The organism is Aliiroseovarius sp. xm-d-517 (assembly GCF_013283135.1).
Taxonomy (GTDB): domain Bacteria; phylum Pseudomonadota; class Alphaproteobacteria; order Rhodobacterales; family Rhodobacteraceae; genus Aliiroseovarius; species Aliiroseovarius crassostreae.
The window spans coordinates 424,675-444,652 of the sequence record NZ_WBXT01000001.1 but is presented as its reverse complement, the minus strand read 5'-3'; the positions used below and the strand labels follow the sequence as shown (position 1 = coordinate 444,652).

The following is a 19,978-nucleotide window of genomic DNA, read 5'->3' as shown; positions in this document are numbered from 1 at the left end:
CACTTTCCCTCCCGAGGCCGCAGGGGCAGTATGCGCGCAAACCAGTCCCACTTCAGACCAAAGATTCCCGCCAGAGACCCCACATGTATCAAAGCTTTGACACCACCGCCGATCCCTCCAAGGGTCCCGCCCGCCTAGACCGTTTGCGCCGCGCCATGGCACTGAAAGGTCTGGACGGGTTCATCATTCCCCGCGCGGATGCCCATCAGGGCGAATATGTTGCGGAATGTGACCGGCGGCTGGCCTGGCTGACGGGATTTACCGGGTCGGCGGGGTTCTGCATCACGCTGAAAGAGAGCGCGGGTGTGTTCGTGGATGGGCGCTATCGCAACCAGGTGAAAAGCCAGGTGGATCTGGGGCATTTCACCCCTGTCGACTGGCCCGAGACGCAGCCCGGTCCGTGGTTGTCACAAAAGGCCCAGTCTGGACAGAAGATCGGGTTTGATCCGTGGCTGCACAGCCGCGGTGAAATCGAACGGTTGCGCAAGGATACCGCCGTTGCGGGGCTAAGTCTTGTGGCGGTGGACAATCTGGTGGATCAGATCTGGGCGGACCGCCCGGCGCCACCAACCGCTCCGATCACCGCACATCCGCTTGAGTTTGCGGGTCAGAACAGCGCAGACAAATGCGCCGAAATTGCCGACGAACTGCTGGCGCGCGGATTGAAGGCGCAGGTGCTGACCCTGCTTGACAGCATCGCGTGGCTTTTGAACATCCGTGGCACGGATATTGAGCATATCCCGGTGGTGCAGGGTTTTGCGATCATTGGCGATGACGCACAGGTGACGCTGTTTACCGAAGAGGGGCGCGAGGGAATTGCGCAGCTTGAGGGGATTTCGGTGCGTCCCAAACACGCGTTTGTTGCCGCCCTGAAGGCGCTGGATGGCCCGGTTGGCGTCGACAAGAGCTCTGCCCCCTATGCGGTCACCCAGCATCTTGAAAAGGCAGGCATTGCCTTTGAATGGAACGACGACCCCGTGGTCCTGCCCAAGGCACGTAAAAACCCCACCGAACTGGCCGGTGCCCGCAAGGCCCATCTGCGCGACGCCGCGGCCGTGGTCGAATTTCTTGCCTGGTTTGACAATATGGACAAACCCAGCCTGTCCGAAATTGATCTGGTCGAAAAGCTTGAGGAAAAACGCCGCGAGACCGGGAAGCTCGTGGACATCTCATTCGAAACCATCTCAGGCGCTGGCCCCAATGGTGCCATCATGCATTACCGCGTAACACATGACAGCAATCGCCGCCTGCAAAACGGGGATCTGGTGGTTCTGGACAGCGGTGGTCAGTATCGCGATGGCACCACCGACATCACCCGCACGCTGGCTGTCGGCGAAGTTGGTGACGAGGAAAAACGCTGTTTTACCCGTGTGTTACAAGGCATGATCGCGCTGTCCCGCACCCGTTTCCCCCGCGGCAGAACCGGCCGCGATCTTGACCCGATTGCGCGCTATCCGCTCTGGGCGGCGCATCAGGACTTCAATCATGGCACCGGCCATGGTGTTGGCGCCTTCCTGTCGGTCCATGAAGGGCCGCAACGGTTTTCAAACATCTCGGAAGTGCCCTTGGAACCCGGCATGATCTTATCAAACGAACCCGGATATTACCGCGATGGAGCTTTCGGCATTCGCATAGAAAACCTGGTGGTGGTCGAAGAGGCTGTCTGCCCGCCCGGTGGGGACAAAGAGCGCGCCCTTTACGGGCTGGAGACCCTCACCTATGTGCCGATCGACACCGGGCTCGTGGTGCGGGAAATGCTGTCGGGGGAAGAGCGTGCATGGCTCAACACCTACCATGCCCGGTGCCGCGAATTGCTCTCACCGCGCCTCAGTGACGTCGCGTATCAGTGGCTACAGGACGCAACCGCGCCGATTTGACACGCGACACGCATCTATAATCTGGTAAAGTCAGGGCCAAATCGAGATCGGCCCTTTGGCCGAAAGAATTGGGGATAACATGACTGACAACATCAAGATCCGTAAGGCCGAGGGCAAATGGACCGTGCGCGCCGGGGGCGCTGTGCTGGGCGAAAGCCTAAACGCCCTTGAAGTTATCGAAGGTCAGAGCCAACCGGTCATCTACTTCCCGCGCGCGGACATCGCCATGGCCTTTCTGGATGAAAGCCAGACCGTGACAACCTGCCCCTATCGTGGCGAAGCAAAACACTATTCGATCAACACCAAATCCAAGGTGATCGAAGATGCCGGTTGGAGCTATGGCTCTCCGATCGAGGAATTGGCTGCGCTGAAAGATCATCTGGCCTTTTACGGCGATAAGGCGACAGTGGCACGGACCTGATACGGTGGCCTGATACGGGTCCTGAGACGGGGACCACGTTTACACCACATCGGAAATGGGCCCTGTTTGGGCCCATTTTTTATGCAAGATCAGCGTTCTTGATCCCCGCCCCCTTGCGGATAGGACAGGACGCCCCCCCCAACTGCCGCTTCAACGCCCGTTGTCGTGGGACAGGAGGTTGGCAGCCCACGCGCCACACGGACCGCAAGATAGGCAAAGGCCTGGGCCTCCAACATATCTCCATCCAGACCTGCCTCTTCAACCGGCAGGACATCCGCCTCACAACGCGCGCGCAACTCTTGCATGATGGCCGCGTTGTGCCGCCCCCCGCCCGTGACCAGAATGCGGGCTGGTGTCGAGGGGCAATGCTCAAGCCCGCGGGCGACGGCCGCAGCGACACAGGCCGACAAGGTCGCCACCGCATCCGCATCACAAAGCATCTCCACCTGATCCTTCAGCGAAGAAAACGCATCCCGGTCAAGAGATTTGGGGGGAATGCGTAGAAAATAGGGGTGCTGCAGGAACCGGTCGACAATCTCCTCCTGCACCTCGCCAGACTGGGCCAATGCCCCCCCGGCATCAATGCTCTGGCCCCGGCGCGCGCGCATCACATCATTGATCGGTGCATTGGCAGGCCCCGTGTCAAAGGCGAGGCAGGCGCCAGTTGCAGCGGGATCCGCGACATTCGGATCCACCCAGGTGACATTTCCGACCCCACCCAGGTTGAGAAAGACCAACGGCATGTCTGCCTTGATATGGCGTGCCAATGCATGGTGGTAAAAGGGCGCAAGCGGGGCGCCTTCCCCCCCCAACAGCACATCAGCAGACCGAAAATCCCAGACCACGGGCCTACCGGAAATCTCTGCCAGAACCTGGCCATCACCCACCTGATGCGTCCCCCTCCCGCGTGGATCATGCGCCAGGGTTTGCCCATGGAAACCAATAATATCAACATGATGAGAGGACAACTTCGACACCAAAATCGCATGTGACGTTTCCACCAGTTCTGCCGCCTCAGCCACACCTTCTTCGCCCGGCCACGCGCCAAGAACCGCGCGCAGTTGCGCCTGCTCAGCATCATCAAAAGGAAGAAAAACCGATGGTCCAAACTCTTCAACCCGTTCGCCATCGGTCAGCACAAGCGCACCATCCACCCCGTCCAGAGAGGTCCCCGACATGCAGCCAAGCGCCCAGATCGCCTGTCCCCTGCCCGGACCTTTTGTCCGTGTCTTCAACATGCTCTTCCCCTTTTGCCCGCCCCCGTCTATACGGAGGGTTCAACGACAAACATGGACCGAAAAACGATGACCTACCACCCAAAATCCGACTTCATGCGTGTGATGATCGAGCGCGGCTTCGTGGCCGATTGCACCGATTATCAGGCACTGGACGAAGCTTTGGTCAAAGGTGTCGTGCCGGCCTATATCGGCTTTGATGCCACGGCAAAATCGCTGCATGTGGGGTCGCTCATTCAGATCATGATGCTGCGCTGGCTGCAAAAGACCGGGCATAAGCCGATCACGCTGATGGGCGGTGGCACCACCAAGGTGGGGGACCCCTCGTTCCGCGCGGATGAACGCCCTTTGCTTGGGCCTGAGCAGATCGACGAGAATATCGCCGGGATCAAGAAGGTCTTTGCCAAATATATCGACTATGACACTGACGGCGACAACAAGGCGCTGATGCTGAACAATGCCGAATGGCTGGACGAGCTGAACTACCTCGATTTCCTGCGCGATATCGGACGGCATTTCTCGGTCAACCGGATGCTGGCGTTTGAAAGTGTAAAGTCGCGGATTGATCGGGAGCAGAGCCTGTCTTTCCTTGAATTTAACTACATGATCCTGCAAGCCTATGATTTCCTTGAGCTGAACCGCCGCTACGGCTGCGCTCTGCAAATGGGCGGCTCGGATCAATGGGGCAATATCGTCAACGGGATCGACCTGACCCGCCGCATCCTCGACAACCAGATCTTTGGCCTGACCTCGCCGCTTCTGACCACGTCAGACGGCAAGAAAATGGGCAAATCCCAAAACGGGGCGATCTGGCTGAACGAGGACATGCTGTCTTCTTACGAATTCTGGCAATTCTGGCGCAATACCACGGACGCGGATGTGGGTCGCTTCCTCAAGCTTTATACCGAACTGCCGCTTGAAGAATGTGAACGCCTCGGCGCGCTGGAAGGCCAGGCCATCAATGATGCAAAGATCGTGCTGGCCAATGAAGTCACCACGCTCGCCCATGGCGCCGAGGCTGCAAAAGCCGCCGAAGCCACCGCACGCGAAGTGTTCGAAAAAGGTGGCGTGGGGGATGACCTGCCCACCGTCGCCCTCTCTGCGGATGAGATTGGCGATGGTATTTCCATCGTGCAGCTCATTGTGAAATCAGGCCTGGTCAAATCCGGCAAAGAGGCCAAACGCCTGATCGCCGAAAACGGGGCCAAGGTAAATGACGCGCCGCTGGAAAATGCAGGCCTCATGATCAGCGCGACCGACCTCGCCGAGCCGATGAAACTATCCGCAGGCAAAAAGCGGCACGCGCTCGTCACCTTGGCGGGTTAACGCCCTTTTTCTTGCTGAAAATACCTTGGGGATCCGGGGGGGGGCCGGGGGCAAAGCCCCCGGCCTTCCAATGCGCAATCTGCAGATTGCCCTTCCTTCCCCTGCTTGCTACCGTCCACTGCGCAGCCGCAGGAGGATCCGATGCAGCCACTTAATCCCAACCTATTCGCAACCTCTCCTCCCCCGGTGATGGAGGCGCGCCGCTGGGTCGCGGGCAAGAGCTTTTCCCCCGACCTGCCCCTGATCAATGTCAGCCAGGCCGCCCCGGTCGATCCCCCACCGGAAGGGCTGCGTCAGGCGATTGCCGACACTGCTTTGACCCTGCCCGACGCCCATCTTTACGGCCCAGTTCTGGGCCTGCCCGCATTGCGCAAAGAAGTGGCGTTTCAGTTTTCCCAGGCCTATGGCGGCATGATCGACGCAGAAAACGTGGCCATCACCTCCGGGTGCAACCAGGCCTTTTGCGCCGCCATCAGCACACTTGCTGGCAAAGGGGACGAAATCATCCTGCCAACACCTTGGTATTTCAACCATAAAATGTGGCTGGACATGAACGGGATCAACGCTGTTGCGCTGAAAACCGGCGAAGATCTGCTGCCCGACCCGGACACAGCCCGCGCCCTGATCACCCAAAAGACGCGGGCCATTGTGCTGGTCACCCCGAACAATCCGGCCGGGGTCGAATATCCCCCCACCCTGATTGCCGCCTTTCGTGACCTTGCCCGCGACGCCGGGATTGCGCTGATCATTGACGAAACCTATCGGGATTTTCATTCCAGGGACGGCGCGCCACATGACCTGTTTGCGGACCCGGATTGGAGCGACACGGTGATCCAGCTTTACAGTTTCTCGAAAGCCTATCGCCTGACCGGCCATCGTGTGGGCGCGCTGATCACCAGCCCCGCACGCCTCGCCCAGGTGGAGAAATTCCTCGACACCATCACAATCTGCCCCGCCCAGCTGGGCCAGCACGCGGCCCTTTGGGGGATGCGCAACCTTCGGGACTGGCTCAACGGCGAACGACACGAGATCCTGAGCCGCGCCAAGGCAATGCGAGAGGGGTTTGCCCCGCTGGCACAAAAGGGCTGGAGCCTGATGGGATGTGGCGCCTATTTCGCCTATCTGAAGCACCCGTTCGACCTGCCCTCGGATCAGCTTGCCCCCAAGCTGGTGGATCAAAGCGCCATTCTGTCCCTTCCCGGCACCATGTTTACGCCCGCGGGTGATGCGGACGGGGCGCGCCAGCTGCGAGTGGCCTTTGCCAATATCGACCGTGATGGGATCGGCGTATTTCTCGATCGGCTCACGGATTTTCATCCCTGACGCATCACCGCTTGGCAATCCGGACCGCGTGACCTAAAACCGCTTAGAGCTGAATGAAAAAGGATGCAAAGCATGGCAACCAGTAAGATCTCGCGCACCTTCGGTTGGGGCCTCATGGGCCTCGTGATGGTTGGGCTTGTAGGCTTTGGATCCACCAATTTCGGCGGCGGCGGCCGGTCGATTGGCACCGTGGGGGACACCGATATCGACGCCCAGCGGTATGCGCGTGAACTGAACAATGAACTGCGTGCGCTCCAGGCCCAGACCGGGCAGCAGATCCCGCTGGCGCAGGCCCAGGCCTTTGGCCTCGACCGTCAGGTTCTTGGCCGCCTGCTGGCGACCACGGCACTGGAAAACGAAACCGCTCGTCTGGGCATTTCGGTTGGCGACGACCAGCTGCGCAAGCGGATTGTGGAAATCTCGGCCTTTCAGGGGATCAACGGACAGTTTGACCGCGAAGCCTATAATTTTGCCTTGGAGCAGTCCGGCCTGACCGCAGCGCAGTTCGAAGCGTCTTTGCGGGCCGAAGTTGCCCGCCAGATCCTGCAGACCGCCGTGGCAAGCGGCACCACCGCCTCGCCGCTTTTCGTCGATACGCTTTATGGTGTTTACTATGAGACCCGTGATTTCACCTGGGCCAGCCTGCCGATGTCGGCGCTGACCGAGGCGCTTCCGGCTGCCTCTGCGGAAGAGCTGACCGCCTTTTATGACGCGAACGCAAGCGCCTACACCCTGCCCGAGACAAAGAACATCACCTTTGCCTGGCTCAACCCGGAAGACCTGATCACCGGGATCGAGGTGAACGACGAAGACCTTGAGGCCCTTTATCAGGAGCGGATCGACGAGTTCATGGTGCCCGAGCGCCGCATGGTCGAACGCCTTGTCTTCTCCAGCACGGCAGACGCCCAGGCAGCCATGGACGCGATCACCGCAGGCGATAAGAGTTTTGAAGACATTGTCACTGAACGTGAACTGACCTTGAGCGATGTCGATCTGGGGGACCTGTCGCAGGATGAGCTGGGCATGGCAGGGGACGCGATCTTTGCCATGACGGCCCCCGGCGTAGCCGGCCCGGTTGAAAGCGACCTGGGCCCGGCAATTTTCCGCATGAACGCTGTTCTTGCCGCGCAGGAGACCAGTTTCGAGCAAGCCCGCGAACAGCTTCAGGGTGAGTTGGCCTCTGACGCGGCCCGTCGGCAGGTAAACGACCTGATTGCCGATCTGGATGATCTTCTGGCCGGTGGCGCCACCCTGGAAGAGATTGCCGGCAGCCATAAAATGCGTCTCGACACAATCGACTGGACCACAGAGAACAGCGACGGCATTGCCGCCTATGAAAGCTTCCGCGAGGCAGCTCTTGCTGCACAGGAGGGAGATTTCCCCGAAATCACGCTGATGGCCGATGGCGGCGTTTTTGCGCTGCGCGTCAACAAGGTCGACGCCCCACGCCTGCAGACGCAGGACGAAGTGGCAGATCAGGTTCTGGTGGGCTGGGGCCTGCAAAAGCGCCTTGAGTTGCTGGCCGCACAGGCCGAAAGCATGATCCCGGCGCTGGAGGGGGGCGAAAGCCTGTCCTCGCTTGGACTGACTGAGGTGGTGGAAACGGAACAGGGGCGCGAAGCCTTCATCAACGGCGCACCAGCCGGGTTCATCAACGAAGTCTTCACCATGACGACCGATGAATGGCGTGTTCTGCCGGGAACCGAAGATGTGGTGCTGGTGCGTGTTGATGCGGTGAACGCCGCCGACCAGACCAGCGAAGAGGCCGTTGCGACGAAAGCGCAATTTGCCGAGCAGACCGGTCAGGAGCTGGGCATTGACATCGAAAATGCCTTTGCCCGCATTCTCGAAGCTCAGGCAGGGGTGACGCTTGATCGGGCCGTGATCAACGCCATCCACGCCCAGTTCCCGTAACCCCGCCCCCAATCGAGAGGAACCCCCATGGCCCTTACCCCGTCATTCGACGCGTTTGAAGCCGGTTGGAATGCCGGGAAAAACCAGGTGGTCTATACCCGGCTGGCGGCGGATCTGGACACACCGGTCAGCCTGATGATGAAGCTGACCGAAGCGCGCCGGGACAGTTTCATGCTGGAATCGGTCACCGGCGGCGAGGTCCGGGGCCGCTATTCGATGGTGGGCATGAAACCCGACCTGATCTGGCGCGCGCGCGGGGAGCAGTCAGAAATCAACCGTCAGGCACGGTTTGACGGGGACAGTTACGAACCAATGCCGGGCAATCCGCTGGACGCTTTCCGCACTGTTCTGGCGGAAAGCCGAATTGACCTGCCCGCAGATCTTCCGGCCGCCAGCGCGGGGCTGTTTGGCTATCTCGGCTATGACATGATCCGGTTGGTGGAACATCTGCCCGATCAGAACCCCGACCCCCTGGGCCTGCCGGATGCGGTGATGATGCGCCCGTCCGTGGTTGCGGTTCTGGATGGGGTGAAAGGTGAGGTGACCCTGGTTGCCCCCGCCTTTGTGTCCTCCGGCCTCAGCGCCAAGGCGGCCTATGCCCAGGCCGCGGAACGCGTCATGGATGCGCTGCGGGATCTGGAGCGCGCCGCGATTGGCGAAAGCCGCGACCTTGGGGATCTGGCAGATCTGGGCCCGCTTACATCAAACTTTGCCAAGGACGATTATCTGGCGGCGGTAGAACGCGCCAAGGAGTATATCCGGGCCGGTGACATCTTTCAGGTGGTGCCCAGCCAGCGCTGGGTTCAGGATTTCCCCCTGCCCCCGTTTGCACTTTACCGCTCCCTGCGCCGGACCAACCCGTCGCCTTTCATGTTCTACTTCAATTTCGGCGGTTTCCAGGTGGTTGGTGCCAGCCCGGAGATCCTTGTGCGCGTGTTTGACGGAGAGGTGACAATCCGTCCGATCGCGGGAACCCGACCGCGCGGGAAAACGCCCGAGGAAGACAAGGCGCTGGAGCTGGATCTGCTGGCGGATCAGAAAGAGCTGGCCGAGCATCTGATGCTGTTGGATCTGGGCCGCAACGACGTGGGCCGCGTGGCGAAGATTGGCACCGTCCGTCCGACCGAAGAGTTCATCATCGAACGCTACAGCCACGTTATGCATATTGTCTCGAACGTGGTGGGAGAGCTGCACGAAGACAAGGACGCATTGGACGCCTATTTCGCGGGTATGCCTGCAGGCACTGTGTCAGGCGCGCCGAAAGTGCGGGCGATGGAGATCATCGACGAGCTGGAGCCGGAGAAGCGTGGCATCTATGGCGGCGGCCTTGGCTATTTCAGCGCGGGTGGCGACATGGACATGTGCATCGCGCTGCGCACGGCGATTGTAAAAGATGGAAAGCTTTATATTCAGGCCGGTGGTGGGGTTGTTTATGATAGTGATCCGGAGGCGGAATATCAGGAAACCGTGAACAAGTCGAAAGCCATTCGGGCGGCTGCGGAGCATGCCGGGATGTTCAGCCGTTCACGGGGAAACTAAAGGGTTTCTGCTTTAACTCGAAACACCTTAGCCCCGATTGAGGGGCTCTGCCCCTCACCTCTTCGAGGCTCACCCCGAGGTATTTCAAGCAAGAAAAAGGCGGCGCTGGCATCTGGGCCGCCTTTTCTTTTCTGCAATTTCGCGGGGTTAGAAGCCGAGCATCCATGTCCCATCGGGCCAGAATGCATGGAAAGCGAAGGCAAAGAGCACGTCATGGGGAAGGTCACGGCCCTGGGCGTCGCGCACCCGGATGGTGCCAACGTCGCGCCCATTTGCAATCCGCCCGTCATCCAGCGCCGAAGCCTGACCACCCACCCAGCTGATCGTGATCCCTGCCTCGTTAATCTCACCAGATTTGGCAAGGCGTGAAACAGGCCAGGCGCGATCTCCGACCCGCACCACCCGCGCGAGGGCGGGCACGTTGTTTGGGGGAAGCTCGCCTGTAAAAAAGGGATAGGGGCGTGTGCGGCTGTCATATCCCACATAGGGGTTCCGACCATAGGCACGGCGCGCCTGCGGTTGGTCCATCACTTTCCCATCCGGGTTGCGAGCGGCAAATTCAGCCCAGCTTTCCATCCAGGAGGGAAGCTGTTCAAGTTGCGTATCGGTATGAACGCCGACAATCCCAGTTCCAAGCGCCTGCTGCCACCAGCTTTCGGTTTCGCGGTCATACATCACCATGTCCGAATTTCTGAGCTTTCCGGTCACGCCGAAGCTGAGCTCCTGCCCTTTGACACGCCGATCAAAGACCATGGCGGAATTGCAGAGCGGGCAGAAGGTGACGGCGATGGGGCGACCGGCGACCTCATCATTCACGATTTCATGCCAGGTCAGGTAGCGCAACGGATAGGCGCGAGCCGGCGCGCCGTCGAGTTCCACCGCGATCACGGGTTCACGTGCGCCGAGACGGGTTTCGTCCTGCACGGAAAGAAATCGGGGATCAGACAAGGCAGGGATCCCGTCCCGGCCCGGACCACCAGACAGGATTTCGGTCCAGTTCTCAACACTGGTTCGGGTAAAGTCGGTTTGGGGAAATTCGTGTTTCCAGAACGCGGGATCGGCCCGCAGGCATTGCGCCCAAAGCCCGAGGATCACGGTCAGGATGGTCAGTGCCAGACGTCCGTGAAACTGTATTTGGGTCTGGGATATAAGCTGGACGGGTAAACGCATCGGGGCCTCCTCTTCCCGTGGCATCCGGTCAACAGATGGTGACAGAGAGAGGAGGCCCCGCCTAGACCCGCTCACGCGGGTTTGAGGGCATGTGTTCGCAAGCGACTGAGGCGTTACTCAACCACTTTCACGGAGGTCATCACATCCGGATCGCCCAGGATCTGACCGTTGGGGCCTGCGCCTTTCTTGATGGCCTCAACCACGTCAAAGCCATTGGTAACCGCACCAACGATGGTGTATTGGCCGTCAAGGAACGGACCCGGCTTGAACATGATGAAGAACTGCGAGTTGGCAGAGTTCGGGTTTTGTGACCGCGCCATGCCAACAACACCGGCGGCAAAACTTTCCGAGGAGAACTCGGACGGAAGATCCGGGTAATCCGATCCCCCCATGCCGGCGTAATCCATCTTGTCGCCATCTTTTTTGCCGTATTTCACGTCACCGGTCTGGGCCATGAACCCTTCGATCACACGGTGAAACACCACATTGTCATATTGCCCCTCACGCGACAGCGTCAGGATGCGCTCCACATGCTGCGGGGCGAGATCCGGACGCAGGGTGACTTCGATCTGACCGTTGGCCTCTCCGGCCACGGTGATTTCGATCTTCGGAAAATCACTTTCGGCAATGGCGGCATTGGGTTCGAAACTTTGAGGCCACAGAGTATAGGCGGCATAGCCGACGATCACCAGAACGCCAGCCAGAAATGCCGTCCAGAACCCGCGCTTATCCTTGGCGCTATAATCAGACATCTGCAGCGACCTTGACCGATACCATCACATCCGGCTCTGCGGGCGGCTCACCACGGGTGATTGCATCCACATGCTCCATGCCCGAGGTTACACGGCCGTAAACGGTATATTGGCCATTCAGGAAATGGTTGTCGTTGAAGTTGATGAAGAACTGCGAGTTGGCAGAGTTCGGGTTCTGCGAGCGCGCAGCGCCAAGGGTGCCACGATCATGCGGCAGTTTCGAAAACTCTGCCGGCAGGTCCGGCAGATCCGACCCACCGGTCCCCGCACGACGCAGGCTCATCGGGTCTTTGCCGTTGGCCACATCCCCGGTCTGGGCCATGAACCCGTCGATCACACGGTGAAACACCACACCGTCATACTCGCCACGGCGGGCCAGCTCTTTCATGCGCTCAGCATGTTTCGGGGCCACATCCGGCAGCAGCTCAATCACGACCGTGCCGTTTTTCAGCTCCATCAGGATCGTGTTTTCAGGATCTTTATATTCGGCCATCTGGGCCTCCTTTGCATTCAGATTTGCCGCCAACCTATGTTGCGCGGCAACGGTTGAAAAGACCCCGACCTGAATCCGGCGCAATTTCCGCATTCATCGTTGACCATAGTGGACAAATGGTGTGCATAGGCGACAAGATTGTAAGGAGGGGTGTCATGGCCTGGAAAACGCTGGACGAGATGGAACTGGCAGGGAAAGTGGTGCTGACGCGCGTGGATATCAACGTGCCGGTCAAAGATGGCAAGGTCACGGATGACACCCGCATCCAGCGCATCCTTCCAACCATCAGGGACATTCTGGCCGCAGGCGGCAAACCTGTTCTTCTGGCCCATTTCGGGCGCCCCAAAGGGGAGCGCGTGCCCGATATGAGCCTTTCAGTGGTGCGCCCCGCCCTTGAAGCCGCGCTGGGACGACCGGTCAAATTTGCCGAGGACTGTATTGGTGGTCCGGCCAAACAAGCGGTGGCCGCGCTGGAAGAGGGCGATGTTTTGCTTCTGGAAAACACCCGCTACCACGCCGCTGAGACCAAAAACGATCCTGCTTTTGCCGCCGGTCTTGCGGCCCTCGGCGATATTTACTGCAATGATGCCTTTTCGGCGGCGCACCGCGCGCATGGGTCGACCGAAGGGGTCGCCCGGCTGCTCCCGTCCTGCGCCGGACGTCTGATGCAGGCGGAGCTTTCCGCGCTTGAAGCTGCTTTGGGGCAACCTGAACGCCCTGTTGTCGCGGTGGTCGGCGGCGCGAAAGTGTCAACCAAACTCGACCTTCTGGGCAATCTGGTCAGCAAGGTGGACCACCTTGTCATTGGCGGTGGAATGGCAAATACGTTCCTCGCCGCGCAGGGCATCGATGTGGGCAAATCACTGGCAGAACACGAAATGGCCGATACCGCGCGCGAGATTCTGGCCAAGGCAGACACTGTGGGCTGCGAAGTGATCCTGCCAAGCGATGTGGTGGTGGCGCGGGAATTTGCAGCTGGGGCTGCCAGTGAAACTGTCCCCGCCGATGCCTGCCCCGCTGACGCAATGATCCTCGACGCGGGACCTGAAAGCGTCGCGAAAATTGCAGACACCCTGTCAACCGCCAAGACCCTGATCTGGAACGGGCCTCTTGGGGCGTTTGAGATCGAACCGTTTGATGCGGCGACCAATGCGGCGGCTGCGAAAGCAGCGGAATTGTCGGCAGACGGCAAACTCACCTCGGTGGCGGGCGGGGGCGACACGGTCGCCGCGCTGAACAAAGCAGGGGCAACCGAGCGATTCACCTATATCTCAACCGCTGGCGGTGCGTTTCTGGAGTGGATGGAGGGCAAGGAACTGCCCGGTGTTGCGGCTCTATCCAACTGATAACGTCTTATAATTAAAACACTTAACCCCGCCTCTTTCGGCGGGGTTTTCTTTTGCATTCTCAGTTTGACTCTTTTCTGACTATTTTAGTAGGTTATCTATATCAGCCACCCGACACCCGGCCAGCCGACACATTTTTCTCACGAGCGCGAACATGAAGACACTGGCTGATATCCCCGCGGATCCACTGGAGATCCTGCACCACCTCCCCCTGCCCTCCGGCCCTGTTCCCCTGGCGGAATGGCTCCTCGACCGAATTGAAGGAAATCGCACATGACTGTCCAACTGCGCACCCTTTCACTGGATGCAATGACCAAACCGCAAGCCCCGCAATATGAGGCCCTTTCGCTGACCCGGAATGGCAAAACGGCCCAGATCACCCTCAATGGAATGATCTACACGCTGACAATCACCCGTGCCGGGAAGCTGATCCTGACCAAGTAACACGCAAGCCAATCGCCGGTTCCCCGCAACATGGGCCTGGCGGCTCCGGGGGCAACGTCATTAAACCGTTTCATCCGACGTTGCCTCCGGATTTTTGCCCGTCTCCCTACTGTCCCGACAGAATGTTAGCGCCAGCAGAATTGCAACATTGGGGTCTCTCGCCTAGAAGGGGGGAAAATTTCACCCTGACATCGGACGGGACCATCATGCCGAACCAAGCACAATTGGACAAAATCAAAGCCGGCCAAGGCTTTATCGCAGCACTCGACCAATCGGGTGGCTCCACCCCCAAAGCTCTGCGCCTTTACGGCGTGGAAGAAGACGCCTATTCGAACGACGCCGAAATGTATGACCAGATCCACGCCATGCGCTCGCGCATTGCGCAGGCACCTGCGTTCACCGGCGAAAAAGTCATCGGCGCGATCCTGTTCGAAATGACCATGGATCGGGAGATTGACGGAAAACCGACCGCCACTTTCATGTGGGACCAACGCGGCGTTGTGCCTTTCCTGAAGGTCGACAAGGGTCTGGCCGATGAGGAAAACGGCGTGCAGGTGATGAAACCAATGCCAGATCTGGATGCCTTGTGCGAACGCGCTGTGAAAGCAGGCGTATTCGGCACCAAAATGCGCTCGGTCATCAACGCGGCCAATGCGGAAGGCATCAAGGCGGTTGTGGCCCAGCAGTTCGAAGTGGGCAAACAGATCATCGGCCATGGGCTGGTGCCGATCATTGAGCCGGAAGTGACCATCTCGATTGCGGACAAGGCTGAGGCCGAAGCCCTTCTTCTGGCCGAAATCAAAGCCCAGCTTGATGCCTTGCCCGAAGATCAGACCGTGATGCTCAAACTGACCCTGCCCGAGACCGCAAATCACTATAAAGCCCTGGTCGATCATCCGCGCGTCGCCAGCGTCGTGGCGCTGTCCGGCGGCTATTCCCGTGAGGAGGCGAACACCCGCCTTTCGAAGAACTCGGGCATGATTGCCAGCTTCTCTCGCGCGCTGACCGAGGGGCTTTCGGCCCAACAGTCTGATGAGGCGTTCAACGACACCATCGCAGGCACCATCGACAGCATCTACCAGGCGTCGATTTCAGGCTAACCCCTTGCACCAAAATGATTTTTCTAAAACGCCCGCGATCAGTTTCGTGGGCGTTTTTCATTGAGCCCCCTGCATTCCAGAGCTTTCAAATTGCTCCTGTTGCCCGCGCGACTCACTTCCCGCCTCTGTCTGACTTTTTTCAAAACCGATTCGTTTTTGGGATTCACAAGGCGAATCGCCTATGGCATAGTCCTCTTGCACCACCCAAAAAGAGGTGGGCATGAAGGCAGTACATACAGGCGGGAAACCTATGGGCGCCCCTCGCGCAAAAACAGGAATTGGTGGAGTGGTCTACTTCGTCGCGGTCACTGGCCTCGGCATTTACTTCACCTTTGCCAGCGTGCAGGGCGACTTTGGAATTTTCCGACGCGTGCAAATTGAGGCCGAGGCGCAAGCGCTCACACAAGAACGCGCAGCGCTCTCGGCCCAAATTGCGAACTTGAGCAACAAAACCCAACGGCTCTCCGACACCTATCTTGACCTCGACCTGCTGGACGAACAAGCACGCTCGGTTCTCGGCCTGGTGCGGGCTGACGAAGTGGTTCTGCGTTAAGCAACCTACCTGGAAATCCGACGGGGCTGAACTTATCCCCCTCCCTCTCCGCTAAACTCTCCACAAACCGGTAAACAAATTCATGCGATGGGCGCACCCCAAGTCGCTTTTGCATGACTTTCTTCCTGAACACCAAGTTTTTGTCGACCTGAACAGGAAAACTCTGTAATAGATAGTTTAATGCTAAACTATTGCATCAATCAGAGTTGACGCCAAGAGGAGGATGCCGCATGGCCGCCCGGAAAAGCGCCCAGAAAAAGTCCGCTAAATCAAACACATCCAAAGAAGAGCTGCTTGAGTATTACCGCGAGATGCTTCTGATCCGTCGATTCGAAGAGAAATCGGGGCAGCTCTATGGCATGGGGCTGATCGGCGGGTTCTGCCACCTATATATCGGTCAGGAGGCTGTTGTGGTCGGCCTGGAAGCCGCCGCGATCGAGGGCGACAAGCGCATCACCTCTTACCGTGACCATGGACATATGCTGGCCTGCGGCATGGATCCGAAAGGCGTGATGGCAGAGCTGACCGGCCGCGAGGGCGGTCTGTCGAAAGGCAAAGGCGGCTCGATGCACATGTTTTCGAAAGAAAAGCATTTCTACGGTGGCCACGGCATTGTTGGCGCACAGGTTCCGATCGGCACCGGCCTGGCTTTTGCAGACAAGTATCTGGAAAATGGCGGCGTGACCTTTGCCTATTTCGGTGATGGCGCAGCCAACCAGGGTCAGGTTTACGAAAGCTTCAACATGGCCTCACTTTGGCAGCTTCCGGTCATCTATGTGATCGAAAACAACCAATACGCCATGGGCACCTCATTGCAGCGCGCAAGCTCCACCCCCGAAATCTACACCCGCGGCGAAGCATTCGGCATCCCCGGTGAGGCCGTGGACGGGATGGACGTTCTGGAGGTGAAAGAGGCCGGCCTGCGGGCGACGGAACATTGCCGCTCGGGCAATGGGCCATATATTCTGGAAATGAAAACATACCGTTACCGCGGCCATTCGATGTCGGATCCGGCCAAGTACCGCACCCGTGAAGAAGTGCAGAAAGTGCGTGAGGAACGCGATGCCATCGAACATGTGCGCGAGCTTCTGCTGCAAGGCAAACACGCTACGGAAGATGAGCTGAAAGCCATCGACAAGGACATCAAATCGGTTGTGAACGACGCTGCCGAGTTTTCGAAAACCAGCCCGGAACCCGCTCTCGAAGAGCTGTGGACCGACATTTACGCCTAAGCCGGACGAGGAGAGAGAAACATGGCTACTGAAATCCTGATGCCCGCCCTGTCCCCGACCATGGAGGAAGGCACGCTGGCAAAATGGCTTGTCAAAGAGGGCGACACCGTATCGTCCGGTGACATCCTGGCCGAGATCGAAACCGACAAGGCGACGATGGAGTTCGAAGCGGTTGATGAGGGCATCATCGGCAAGATCCTGATCGAAGAAGGCACCGAAGGGGTGAAAGTCAACTCGCCCATCGCGGTGCTGGTGGAAGAAGGCGAAAGCGCGGATGAGATTGCCGCGCCCGCCGCTGCGAGCGAAGCGGCCCCGGCCGCTGAAGCCCCTGCCCCTGCTGCCCCGGTTGCTGCCCAGCCGATCACGCCAGTGGTTCCGGCTGATACCGAAATTCCGGCCGGCACCGAAATGCGGTCCACCACCGTGCGCGAAGCCCTGCGTGACGCGATGGCCGAAGAGATGCGCGCCGATGACAGCGTCTTTCTGATGGGGGAAGAGGTTGCGGAATATCAGGGCGCTTACAAAGTGTCCCAGGGGCTCCTGGACGAGTTCGGCGCCAAACGCGTGATTGACACACCGATCACCGAGCATGGTTTCACCGGCCTCGCCACCGGGGCTGCAATGGGTGGTCTGCGGCCTGTGGTCGAGTTCATGACCTTCAACTTTGCCATGCAGGCAATTGACCACATCATCAACACCGCCGCCAAGACGCGCTATATGTCCGGCGGCCAGATGTCCTGCCCGATCGTGTTCCGCGGCGCAAATGGCGCTGCCGCCCGCGTCGGCGCCCAGCACTCGCAAGATTATGCCGCATGGTATGCCCAGATCCCCGGCCTGCATGTGGCCATGCCCTACTCGGCGGCGGACGCCAAGGGGATGCTGAAATCGGCCATTCGTGATGACAACCCGGTTGTGTTTTTGGAAAACGAGCTGCTTTACGGCGCGAGTTTTGATGTGCCGGTGATGGATGATTACACCGTCCCCTTTGGCAAGGCACGCATCTGGCGGGAAGGCAATGACGTGACCATTGTCAGCTTTGGCATCGGCATGAAATACGCTCTGGAAGCCGCCGATGAGCTGGCCAAAGAGGGTATCTCGGCAGAGGTTATCGACCTGCGCAGCCTGCGTCCGATCGACTATGACACGGTGCTGAATTCGGTGATGAAAACCAACCGCTGTGTCACCGTGGAAGAAGGCTGGCCGGTGGCCTCCATTGGCAACCACATCTCGGCCACGATCATGGAACGTGCATTTGATTATCTGGATGCCCCGGTGATCAACCTGACCGGCAAGGATGTGCCCATGCCCTACGCCGCCAACCTTGAAAAGCTGGCGCTTGTGACCACCGCCGAGGTGATCCAGGCCGTCAAAGCCGTTACTTACCGCTAAGGAGCTCGACACATGGCTACCGAAATTCTCATGCCCGCCCTGTCGCCGACGATGGAAGAAGGCACTTTGGCAAAATGGCTGGTCAAGGAAGGGGACGCGGTGCAATCCGGTGACCTTCTGGCCGAGATTGAAACAGACAAGGCAACGATGGAGTTCGAAGCGGTGGACGAAGGTGTCATCGGGAAGATCCTCGTCGCGGAAGGCACCGAGGCCGTCAAGGTGAACTCGCCCATCGCAATCCTCGTAGAAGAGGGCGAAGAGGTCGGTGACGTGGCTACAAGCGCCCCCGCAGCGCCTGCTGCAGCCGAGGCCGAAGCCGCTCCTGCAGCGGTTGAGGCATCGGCACCTGCCGCCGCAGCTGCACCCGCAGCCCCTGCCCCGCAAGCCGCTGATGGAAAACGAATTTTTGCCTCGCCACTGGCGCGACGCATTGCGGCGGACAAAGGTCTGGATCTGACGCAAATCAGTGGCACCGGTCCGAAAGGGCGCATTGTGAAGGCGGATGTGGAAGGCGCAACGGCATCGGCCCCCGCAGCAGCTCCGGCGGCATCCGCCCCGGCAGCCCCGGCCGCAGCCCCTGCCCCCTCCGTGTCTTCGGATGCAGTGGCCGCAATGTATCAGGGTCGTGAGTTCGAGGAGGTCAAGCTTGACGGGATGCGCAAAACCATTGCTGCCCGCCTGTCGGAAGCCAAGCAGACCATCCCGCATTTCTACCTGCGCCGCGACATCAAGCTCGACGCTCTTCTCGCGTTCCGCAGCCAACTGAACAAACAGCTGGAAGCGCGTGGCGTGAAACTGTCGGTCAATGATTTCATCATCAAGGCCGTGGCCAACGCCCTGCAACAGGTACCGGAAGCCAATGCCGTTTGGGCAGGCGACCGGGTGCTTCAGATGAACGCCTCGGACGTGGCCGTAGCCGTGGCCATTGAGGGCGGGTTGTTCACCCCGGTCTTGCAGGACGCCGATCAGAAGTCGCTGTCGAGCCTGTCGACCCAGATGAAAGACCTCGCCGCGCGCGCGCGTGACCGCAAACTGGCACCGCATGAGTATCAAGGCGGCAGCTTTGCCATCTCGAACCTCGGCATGTTCGGGATCGACAATTTTGACGCCATCGTGAACCCGCCCCATGCGGGCATTCTGGCGGTCGGCACCGGGGTGAAAAAACCTGTGGTTGGCGATGATGGCGAGCTGACGGTTGCGACCATCATGAGCGTGACCATGTCTGTGGACCACCGGGTGATTGACGGGGCCGTTGGGGCCAACCTTCTGAAGGCCATCGTCGAAAACCTGGAAAACCCGCTGACCATGCTGGCCTGAAAATGATCGGGTGCCGGAAGATCCCTGCACCCGATACATTCAAAAAATTACATCCATTGATCTGGCTCAAGGTGGCGCCCTGCCCCTTGGGCCATTTCTTTTGCGAATGAAGATATCCGCAGGAGACAGACATGGATTTCCCCGCCCTTCTGGCCGACACCACCGCCAACACGGACGAGTTTCGCAAGCTCAACCCCGATGGCGGGAAAGGCTTTGCCGCCATGCACCGCGCCGCGATGGGTGACGGGGTGCTGTCGGTTAAGGCGAAAGAGCTTCAATGCATTGCGATCGGGATTGCCAAGCAATGCAATGACTGCATCGGCTTTCATGTGCGTGCCGCAATCAAGGCGGGCGCCACCCGCGAAGAGATTTCAGAAACCGTTGCCGTGTCGATCATGATGGGGGGCGGCCCCGCTTATATGTATGGCGCGCGCGCCCTGCAGGCGTTTGATCAGCTGTCCGAACTTGCGGTCCCGGCCTGAGCTTGGAGCGCCTTAAAACATGTAAGGGCGCCGGTATCGGGCGCCCTTTTCATCTTCTGTCATGT

The 19,978-nt window shown here is 59.4% G+C and carries 18 protein-coding genes; 14 read left to right on the top strand and 4 right to left on the bottom strand.

The genetic code is table 11. The features are described 5' to 3' along the window. The first annotated feature begins 83 nt into the window (after positions 1-83). Both XMD517_RS02145 and XMD517_RS02140 read left to right on the top strand, forming a co-directional pair. On the top strand, positions 84-1,877 hold the full coding sequence (locus XMD517_RS02145) for an aminopeptidase P family protein (protein ID WP_173487237.1): 1,794 nt from the start codon (positions 84-86) through the stop codon (positions 1,875-1,877). Positions 1,878-1,956: 79 nt separating this feature from the next. Further along, on the top strand, positions 1,957-2,298 hold the full coding sequence (locus XMD517_RS02140) for a DUF427 domain-containing protein (RefSeq protein ID WP_173487238.1): 342 nt from the start codon (positions 1,957-1,959) through the stop codon (positions 2,296-2,298). Between the two features lie 89 nt (positions 2,299-2,387). On the opposite strand, the gene XMD517_RS02135 is transcribed toward XMD517_RS02140, so the two are convergent. Beyond that, positions 2,388-3,536, bottom strand: a complete 1,149-nt coding sequence (locus XMD517_RS02135; RefSeq protein WP_173487239.1) for an anhydro-N-acetylmuramic acid kinase — start codon at positions 3,534-3,536, stop codon at positions 2,388-2,390. Between the two features lie 66 nt (positions 3,537-3,602). Here XMD517_RS02135 and tyrS point away from each other — a divergent pair, with 66 nt between their 5' ends. From tyrS to trpE, 4 genes are all read left to right on the top strand, one after another. Beyond that, complete coding sequence (tyrS, locus tag XMD517_RS02130) at positions 3,603-4,859, top strand: tyrosine--tRNA ligase (protein WP_173487381.1); 1,257 nt, start codon at positions 3,603-3,605, stop codon at positions 4,857-4,859. Positions 4,860-5,000: 141 nt separating this feature from the next. Then, positions 5,001-6,182, top strand: coding sequence for an aminotransferase (locus XMD517_RS02125; protein ID WP_173487240.1), 1,182 nt, complete (start codon positions 5,001-5,003; stop codon positions 6,180-6,182). A 72-nt stretch (positions 6,183-6,254) separates the two neighbouring features. After that, positions 6,255-8,096 carry a SurA N-terminal domain-containing protein gene (locus XMD517_RS02120; RefSeq protein ID WP_173488069.1) on the top strand — a complete coding sequence of 614 codons (1,842 nt, stop codon included), beginning with the start codon at positions 6,255-6,257 and terminating at the stop codon, positions 8,094-8,096. 27 nt (positions 8,097-8,123) lie between these two features. After that, the gene (trpE, locus tag XMD517_RS02115; RefSeq protein WP_173487242.1) at positions 8,124-9,635 is read left to right on the top strand and encodes an anthranilate synthase component I; all 1,512 of its coding nucleotides are present in this window, start codon (positions 8,124-8,126) and stop codon (positions 9,633-9,635) included. Positions 9,636-9,782: 147 nt separating this feature from the next. Here the strand turns inward: trpE and XMD517_RS02110 are convergent, their stop codons facing one another. The 3 genes from XMD517_RS02110 to XMD517_RS02100 all read right to left on the bottom strand — a co-directional run bounded on the left by XMD517_RS02110 (position 9,783) and on the right by XMD517_RS02100 (position 12,050). Next, positions 9,783-10,805 carry a DUF3179 domain-containing protein gene (locus XMD517_RS02110; protein ID WP_173487243.1) on the bottom strand — a complete coding sequence of 341 codons (1,023 nt, stop codon included), beginning with the start codon at positions 10,803-10,805 and terminating at the stop codon, positions 9,783-9,785. Between the two features lie 113 nt (positions 10,806-10,918). Then, positions 10,919-11,557, bottom strand: a complete 639-nt coding sequence (locus tag XMD517_RS02105) for a peptidylprolyl isomerase (protein WP_173487244.1) — start codon at positions 11,555-11,557, stop codon at positions 10,919-10,921. After that, on the bottom strand, positions 11,550-12,050 hold the full coding sequence (locus XMD517_RS02100; protein WP_055192707.1) for a peptidylprolyl isomerase: 501 nt from the start codon (positions 12,048-12,050) through the stop codon (positions 11,550-11,552). Before XMD517_RS02100 ends, XMD517_RS02105 begins: the two co-directional genes overlap by 8 nt. Positions 12,051-12,205: 155 nt before the next feature. On the opposite strand from XMD517_RS02100, the gene pgk reads away from it, so the two are divergent. From pgk to XMD517_RS02060, 8 genes are all read left to right on the top strand, one after another. Then, the gene (gene pgk / locus XMD517_RS02095) at positions 12,206-13,396 is read left to right on the top strand and encodes a phosphoglycerate kinase (RefSeq protein ID WP_173487245.1); all 1,191 of its coding nucleotides are present in this window, start codon (positions 12,206-12,208) and stop codon (positions 13,394-13,396) included. A 309-nt stretch (positions 13,397-13,705) separates the two neighbouring features. Then, a complete protein-coding gene (hemP, locus tag XMD517_RS02090) occupies positions 13,706-13,840 on the top strand; it encodes a hemin uptake protein HemP (RefSeq protein ID WP_235477694.1) in 135 nt (44 codons plus the stop codon). Positions 13,841-14,046: 206 nt separating this feature from the next. Next, positions 14,047-14,940 carry a fructose bisphosphate aldolase gene (locus XMD517_RS02085; protein WP_173487246.1) on the top strand — a complete coding sequence of 298 codons (894 nt, stop codon included), beginning with the start codon at positions 14,047-14,049 and terminating at the stop codon, positions 14,938-14,940. 250 nt (positions 14,941-15,190) lie between these two features. Next, on the top strand, positions 15,191-15,493 hold the full coding sequence (locus XMD517_RS02080) for a septum formation initiator family protein (protein ID WP_173487382.1): 303 nt from the start codon (positions 15,191-15,193) through the stop codon (positions 15,491-15,493). Positions 15,494-15,723: 230 nt separating this feature from the next. Beyond that, positions 15,724-16,725, top strand: coding sequence for a pyruvate dehydrogenase (acetyl-transferring) E1 component subunit alpha (pdhA, locus tag XMD517_RS02075; RefSeq protein WP_173487247.1), 1,002 nt, complete (start codon positions 15,724-15,726; stop codon positions 16,723-16,725). Positions 16,726-16,746: 21 nt separating this feature from the next. Further along, positions 16,747-18,114: a pyruvate dehydrogenase complex E1 component subunit beta gene (locus XMD517_RS02070; protein ID WP_173487248.1), complete on the top strand. Its 1,368-nt coding sequence runs from the start codon at positions 16,747-16,749 to the stop codon at positions 18,112-18,114. Between the two features lie 12 nt (positions 18,115-18,126). Continuing rightward, positions 18,127-19,431: a pyruvate dehydrogenase complex dihydrolipoamide acetyltransferase gene (locus XMD517_RS02065; protein ID WP_173487249.1), complete on the top strand. Its 1,305-nt coding sequence runs from the start codon at positions 18,127-18,129 to the stop codon at positions 19,429-19,431. 131 nt (positions 19,432-19,562) lie between these two features. Further along, positions 19,563-19,913, top strand: coding sequence for a carboxymuconolactone decarboxylase family protein (locus XMD517_RS02060; protein WP_173487250.1), 351 nt, complete (start codon positions 19,563-19,565; stop codon positions 19,911-19,913). The last annotated feature ends 65 nt before the right edge of the window (positions 19,914-19,978 follow it).